The sequence below is a fragment of the Pseudomonas parakoreensis genome (assembly GCF_021602155.1).
Lineage (GTDB): Bacteria > Pseudomonadota > Gammaproteobacteria > Pseudomonadales > Pseudomonadaceae > Aquipseudomonas > Aquipseudomonas parakoreensis.
In genome coordinates, this window is record NZ_BQHY01000024.1 from 60855 (window position 1) to 67157 (window position 6303).

General features: G+C 58.2%; 7 protein-coding genes, 1 tRNA gene and 1 pseudogene. 6 read left to right on the top strand and 3 right to left on the bottom strand.

The genetic code is table 11. From position 1 onward, the window contains the following. Position 1: 1 nt before the first annotated feature. Positions 2-973, top strand: coding sequence for an XdhC family protein (locus L6D63_RS26015; RefSeq protein WP_131671786.1), 972 nt, complete (start codon positions 2-4; stop codon positions 971-973). 147 nt (positions 974-1120) lie between these two features. On the opposite strand, the gene L6D63_RS26020 is transcribed toward L6D63_RS26015, so the two are convergent. Then, the gene (locus tag L6D63_RS26020; protein WP_131671785.1) at positions 1121-2404 is read right to left on the bottom strand and encodes an NAD(P)/FAD-dependent oxidoreductase; all 1284 of its coding nucleotides are present in this window, start codon (positions 2402-2404) and stop codon (positions 1121-1123) included. Positions 2405-2588: 184 nt separating this feature from the next. Here L6D63_RS26020 and L6D63_RS26025 point away from each other — a divergent pair. From L6D63_RS26025 to L6D63_RS26035, 3 genes are all read left to right on the top strand, one after another. Beyond that, a tRNA-Val gene (locus tag L6D63_RS26025) sits at positions 2589-2665 on the top strand. A gap of 204 nt (positions 2666-2869) precedes the next feature. After that, on the top strand, positions 2870-3133 hold the full coding sequence (locus L6D63_RS26030) for a hypothetical protein (RefSeq protein WP_131671784.1): 264 nt from the start codon (positions 2870-2872) through the stop codon (positions 3131-3133). 36 nt (positions 3134-3169) lie between these two features. After that, entirely contained in the window at positions 3170-3625 is a 456-nt protein-coding gene (locus L6D63_RS26035; protein WP_095668820.1) for a DUF2214 family protein, read from the top strand. 225 nt (positions 3626-3850) lie between these two features. Here L6D63_RS26035 and csrA read toward each other — a convergent pair whose 3' ends face one another. Then, entirely contained in the window at positions 3851-4045 is a 195-nt protein-coding gene (gene csrA / locus L6D63_RS26040; protein ID WP_003179932.1) for a carbon storage regulator CsrA, read from the bottom strand. Positions 4046-4295: 250 nt separating this feature from the next. On the opposite strand from csrA, the gene L6D63_RS26045 reads away from it, so the two are divergent. Continuing rightward, positions 4296-4664 (top strand): sporulation protein, encoded by a 369-nt coding sequence (locus L6D63_RS26045; protein WP_047293271.1) that lies wholly within the window; start codon positions 4296-4298, stop codon positions 4662-4664. 86 nt (positions 4665-4750) lie between these two features. Beyond that, entirely contained in the window at positions 4751-5662 is a 912-nt protein-coding gene (locus L6D63_RS26050) for a siderophore-interacting protein (RefSeq protein ID WP_131671783.1), read from the top strand. A 55-nt stretch (positions 5663-5717) separates the two neighbouring features. On the opposite strand, the pseudogene L6D63_RS26055 reads toward L6D63_RS26050, so the two are convergent. After that, a pseudogene (locus L6D63_RS26055) lies at positions 5718-6179 on the bottom strand (endonuclease); the annotation flags it as partial. Positions 6180-6303: the final 124 nt, after the last annotated feature.

The following is a 6303-nucleotide window of genomic DNA, read 5'->3' on the forward strand; positions in this document are numbered from 1 at the left end:
CATGCAGCATCTCGATCTACAGGTTGTGCGGCGGGCACTGGAGTGGTCGGTGGCCGGGCAGCGTATTTGGCTCTGTACGGTGCTGACCACTTACGGCTCGGCGCCGCGTGCGCCGGGTTCGCTGCTGGCGGTGAACGATAACGGCCAGTGGATCGGGTCGCTGTCCGGTGGCTGCGTCGAGGAAGACTTTCTCGCGCGCGTCGCTGAAGGTGCGTTTCTCGATGCGGTCAACGTGGTGCGTTACGGCGAAGGTGATGATCCGCGCTCGCGGGTCAGCCTGCCCTGTGGCGGTATTCTCGACGTACTGGTAGAGAAATTTGACGCCGACTGCGAGGTGCAGGCGCATCTGCGTGAGCTTGAATCGGCATTGCTCGGCCAGCGTCGTCTGATTCGCGAGGTCGATCTGGCCAGCGGTGCGCGCAGTCTGTTCGCGGATCGCGAGCAGGGCGCGCGCATCGAGCGCGAGATCGACCGGGTGCGGATTCGCATCGGTGCTGCTCAGCGCTTGCTGCTGGCGGGTTACTCCAGCGTGGCGCAGGCCTGTGCCGAGTTCGCGGTCGGTCTCGGCTTCGAAGTGATTCTTTGCGATCCGCGCGACGAAGTGCTCGAAGGCGTGGTGCTGAATGGCGTGGAGATTCGTCGGCAATTGCCGTCAGTGTTTATCGCCGATGGCGGCTGTCACCGCGATACCGCGGTGGTAGCGCTGACCCATGATCCGCGTATCGACGATCTGGCGATGATGGAAGCGGTGCGCACCGAGGCGTTTTACATTGGCGTCATGGGCTCGCAGCAGACTTCGCAGAAACGCTTCGAGCGCTTGCGCAGGATTGGTGGGCTAGGGGAGGTTGAACTGGCGCGGATTCATGCGCCGATCGGGCTTAACCTGGGCAGCAAGACACCGGCTGAGATCGCTTTGGCGGTGCTGGCGGATATCTTGCGGATTCGTAGTGGAATTACCCGAGACCAACTTTGATCTGAATTCTGCAAATATTTGTGGCGAGGGAGCTTGCTCCCGCTGGACTGCGCAGCAGGCCTTCTTTCTAGATAAAAGAGGGGCCGCTGCGCGACCCGGCGGGAGCAAGCTCCCTCACCACAGTTGTTTGCCAGTCAAGAAAACTGATCAGAAACCCAGCTTGTCACGCAGTCCGTAATACCACGCACCCAGCGCCGCAAATGGCGTACGCAGCAACTGCCCGCCCGGGAACGGGTAATGCGGCAGATCGGCAAATGCATCAAAACGCTCAGCCTGACCACGCAACGCTTCCGCCAGTACCTTGCCGGCTAGATGTGTGTACGTCACGCCGTGGCCGCTGCAGCCCTGCGAGTAATAAATGTTGTCGCCCAGACGCCCAACCTGCGGCAGGCGCGACAGGGTCAGCAGGAAATTGCCGGTCCAGGCGTAGTCGATCTTCACGTCCTTGAGTTGCGGAAAAGCCTTGAGCATTTTCGGGCGGATGATCGCTTCGATGTTCGCCGGGTCCCGCGCGCCATAAACCACACCGCCGCCGAAGATCAGGCGCTTGTCGCCCGTCAGGCGGTAGTAGTCGAGCAGGTAGTTGCAGTCCTCGACGCAGTAATCCTGTGGCAGCAGGGATTTCGCCAGTTCTTCGCCCAGCGGTTCGGTAGTGATCACCTGAGTGCCGCACGGCATCGATTTGGCCGCCAGTTCCGGCACCAGATTGCCGAGGTAGGCGTTGCCGGCGACGATGATGAACTTGGCCCTGACCTTGCCTTGCGGCGTGTGCACCACCGGACTGGCACCGCGCTCGATGCGCACGGCCGGCGATTGCTCATAGATCGTGCCGCCGAGGGACTCGACTGCAGCGGCTTCACCGAGCGCCAGGTTCAGCGGGTGGATGTGACCGCCGCTCATGTCGAGCATGCCGCCGACGTACTGATCACAGGCGACCACTTCGCGAATGCGGCGCTGGTCGAGCAGTTCCAGTTGCGTATGGCCGAAGCGCTCCCACAGGCGCTTCTGCGATTCCAGGTGACCCATCTGTTTGGCGGAGAGGGCGGCAAACACGCCGCCGTCCTTCAGGTCGCACTGGATGTTGTATTTGGCCACGCGCTCCCGAATGATCCGGCCGCCTTCGAAGGCCATCTGCCCGAGCAGTTGTGCTTGCTTGGGGCCGACTGTGCGCTCGATAACGTCGATGTCGCGGCTATAGCTGTTGACGATCTGCCCGCCATTACGCCCCGACGCACCGAAGCCGACCTTCGCTGCTTCCAGGACTGTGACGCGAAAACCGTTCTCCAGCAGAAACAGCGCCGAGGACAGCCCGGTGTACCCGGCGCCGATCACACAGACATCCGTCTCCACATCATCCTGCAGGGCCGGACGTGGCGGTGCGGCATTGGCCGACGCAGCGTAATAAGACTCTGGGTAAGGGGTGTTCGCCATCCTGCAGCCTCTGTTTAATATATTTTACGAGTGCGTCGATCCTACCCGAGTTGAAAAACCTCCGCCAGCCACCGGAAAAATCTTCTTCACCGACCCGAAATTAAATATTTTGCATATTCATAGGGTTAGGTGAAAAAAAGGTGTTGACACCCCTCCGGAATTCCGTAGAATGCCGCCTCACAGCAGGCACGTAGCTCAGTTGGTTAGAGCACCACCTTGACATGGTGGGGGTCGTTGGTTCGAGTCCAATCGCGCCTACCAAACAAAATCCGCTCTGCTGGGCGGTCTCGAAGGGCTCACCGAAAGGTGGGCCCTTTTTTGTTGTCTGCGATTTTTCAAAGCCTTGCTCCAGGCGCTCGCCTCAATCCTTCCGATCTTTCGTTACCCTGACTGCTTAGCGTGTTTCGAAATAACACGACCTGTTGATATGGCGTTCTGTGCTTTTTTTGGATCCGTCGAAAAAGTGTGGATATTGAAGGGGTTACCGGGATTTTTAACCGTCCGGTGATCAAAAAAATGTTGTTGCTGATCGTGAACTTCAGTAACATCTGCCCCGCGTTCACCACCACGGTTTATGCATTTTTAAATCCCAAGCTTCCATCAGCTGCTTGGGATTTTTTTTGCCTGCGATTTGGCCAATCCCGTTCTCTGTCTCCTGGCTTCCTGCGCGAAGCTTTCCAGTCCCACTGCTGTGTGCGGGCGAAACCGGTTTTTTTCGACTACTACTGACTGGCGTTTTTCACGGCTTTCTCAAGGAGTTCGTCGATGCTGGTTCATTGGTTTCTCGCCGCTATTCATCTCTTGGCTTTTGCACTGGGCTTCTGGGCCGTGTTGGCCCGTGGCACGGCGTTCAGTCGTTTGGCGACTGGCGTCGGTGAAGCAAAACGGGTTTTGCTTGCCGATAATCTGTGGGGCATTGCTGCGCTGGTGCTGTTGGTGACTGGCGGCATGCGCGCCTTCGGCGGCTTTGAAAAGGGCACTGACTACTATCTGCACCAGCCGCTGTTTCATTTGAAGATGACGATGTTCGTGCTGATTCTGCTGATAGAGCTGGCGCCGATGATCACGCTGGTCAAATGGCGGATCGCATTGGCGCGGGGCAAGGTGATCGATACCGGGCGTGCAAAGTTGTATGCACGGATCAGTCACGTCGAGGCGCTGCTGTTGGTATTGATGGTGATTGCAGCCACTGGCATGGCGCGCGGCGTGACGTTCGGCTAGCAGGGAGCAATTCCCTGTGTTCTCTCGGAAATGTCTGACAGCCAGGCTGGGCAGTCGCAGGTAGTATCGCGCTGCAGGGGGGGGGAAGGGAGCGAATGAAGTAGAGCGATGGGATGTGTCAGGCGCCGTGCCCAGTGGGCTGGGGAGCGGATGGCAATACGGCGCGTGTATCTCTAGCCAGTCATTATGCAAAGCAAACGAACTGGCTACTGACTGCAATGCGGTTCAGGGCGTTTGTGGCTTGTCCGGGGCGGTCAGGCCGGCCTGAATGCGCTGATAGATTTCTTCACGGTGTACGGCAACGTTTTTCGGAGCATTGATGCCGATACGGACTTGCTGACCGCTTACGCCGAGGATGGTGATCGTAATGTCATCACCAATATTTATGCTTTCACCGACTTTGCGGGTGAGTATCAGCATGGTCTTCTCCTTGATTGCTTTGTAGGGCACCTGATTCAGACAGTGCAGAGGTCGGTGGTACGTATAGATTAGTGCGAAGTCTCACGGTTTGGGTGCCTCTTTCTGACGCGCAGATGCGGCATTAATTCCCAGGGCGTAACTATACAGAGGCTGCAATCATCAATCTCGTTGTTTTGTGCCCATTTTGCGGGCCTCGCGAAGTATTTATGAATGTTAAGATCGCCGCTTTGTGATTTTCGAGGAAAGCGTTGTGCGCAAACTGGTCTGGATGGTCGCGGCACTGGCATTGGCGGGATGTGGTGAAGGCAAGAGTGTAGACGTGCAGAAGCCGAAAACGGCAGTCGCGGCCGCACCTGCGGCGGCGTCCGCCCCGCAATGGGACCTCGAAGTGCGCGGCGAAACACCTCAGGCTGTCAGTGACCTGAGTGGCTGGTTGATCGAGCATGCGTTCGTGCCGACCGTGATCAAGGACAGCAGCGGCAAGACGCGGATCCTGATTGGTCCGTTCAACTCCCAGGCCGACGCGCAAGCACGCAAGGTCGAGGTGGATGCAGCATTGGTGAAGGCCAAGAAGCAGAACGTCGAATCGGTGATCGTCGAGCATCCGCTCGCACCGTAAGCCGCACTTTCCGCGGAGCGGCCTAAAGGACATCGCAGTCGACTCGTCTTATACGAGTCAATCACGATTTCTCGAAGGAGCTCCGCATGGCCTCCGCCGCTCCCTATAAGCTTTTCAATGCGCTTTTGCGCCGCAAGACGCTGGTGAGTCCGCACATGATGCGGATCACGCTCGCCGACCCTTCGATAGGTGGCATGGCCACTTGGGCGCCGGATCAGCGCGTCAAATTGTTCTTCCCTGCTGAAGATGGATCACCTGCGAGCCTTGCGCAGGAGGAGGGCTGGTATGCGCGTTTTCGTTCGATGTTGGCGAGCCGTCGACCGGCAATGCGCACTTACACCATTCGTCATTTACGCGCTGATCAGGGCGAGGTCGACATCGATTTTGTCCTGCATGGCGAGACCGGTCCCGCGTCGCGCTGGGCGCTGCGTGCGCAGCCGGGAGCGTCGATGCAGATTCTTGCTCCCGACAGCGGTTTTTCCGCGCAGGACGCCGGAGGGTTCGAATGGAAACCGCCGCAGCTGCTCAAACAGGTTTTGCTGGTAGCGGATGCCACGGCATTGCCGGCCGCCATGGGCATTCTTGACGAGTTGGCTGCCATGTCCGGACCGCCTCAGACTCAGGCTTACTTTGAAGTGGACAGCGCCCCAGACATGCTCCCGGTGCCGGATTGGCCAGGGCTGTCGGTGCAGTGGCTGATTCGCGATCAGGCGCCAGAATCAGTGGCTGGGGCGCTGATGGTAGAGGCGGTGCAGCAGGCGTTCTTGCCTGCAGAGGATTCATCGGTCGGGCAAGCCGCCGAACTCGCCGAAGTCGATATCGACAAAGACATTCTCTGGGAGATCGCCAACACGGCCCCCGAAGGTTTTTATGGCTGGATTGCCGGCGAAAGTGCTGCGGTCATGCGTCTGCGCAAATACCTGATCAAGGAATGCGGTATCCCCCGCGAGTCACTCAATCTAATGGGCTACTGGCGCTACAACAAGGCTGGCAGCTAAAAACAGAAAAGGCCTCGAACATCACGTTCGAGGCCTTTTCTTTTGCGCTGAAGAATCAGCCGCAGGCTTTCAGGTTCACCGGGCCGACAAATTCATTGCCATGTCCCATGACGCACGCCACGCTCTGATTACGCTGGCGTTCCCAGTCTTGCACCGGGTACGTCTTGTTCCAGGCTTCGTAAAGCTGCCGATCCTGTTTCGACAGGCGCAAGCCGTACTGCTTGCTCATGTAGAAATAGGTGCGCGCGATCATGCCGCGAATCGACGGGCGAGGCATGACTTTCTTGGCCTTGAAGTCGACTTGAGTCAGGCACGAGCCATACTGACCGGATTGCACCGGCAGCCAGCCGTAGCTGAAGTTGCTGCGATCACCGTTGACTTCGCCAATGCTCGGTACCAGGTTGTGCAGGTCGGCTTCGGCTCTCTGATAACTCGGGTCGTAGCGTGTGCAGTTCTTGCGCCCGCCCGACTGCCAGCATTGACGCTGGTGACCGAATTCCCACGCCGGGACAATGTGAAATGTGCCCTTTAAATAGTTACAAATTTCCTTGTCGTAGGAGTCTGGGGCGTCTACCGTGACTCATATTGCAAGCTTTATGGGGCGGGTGAGATGGAGTTGGTCTTCGCAGATGAGGGGTTCA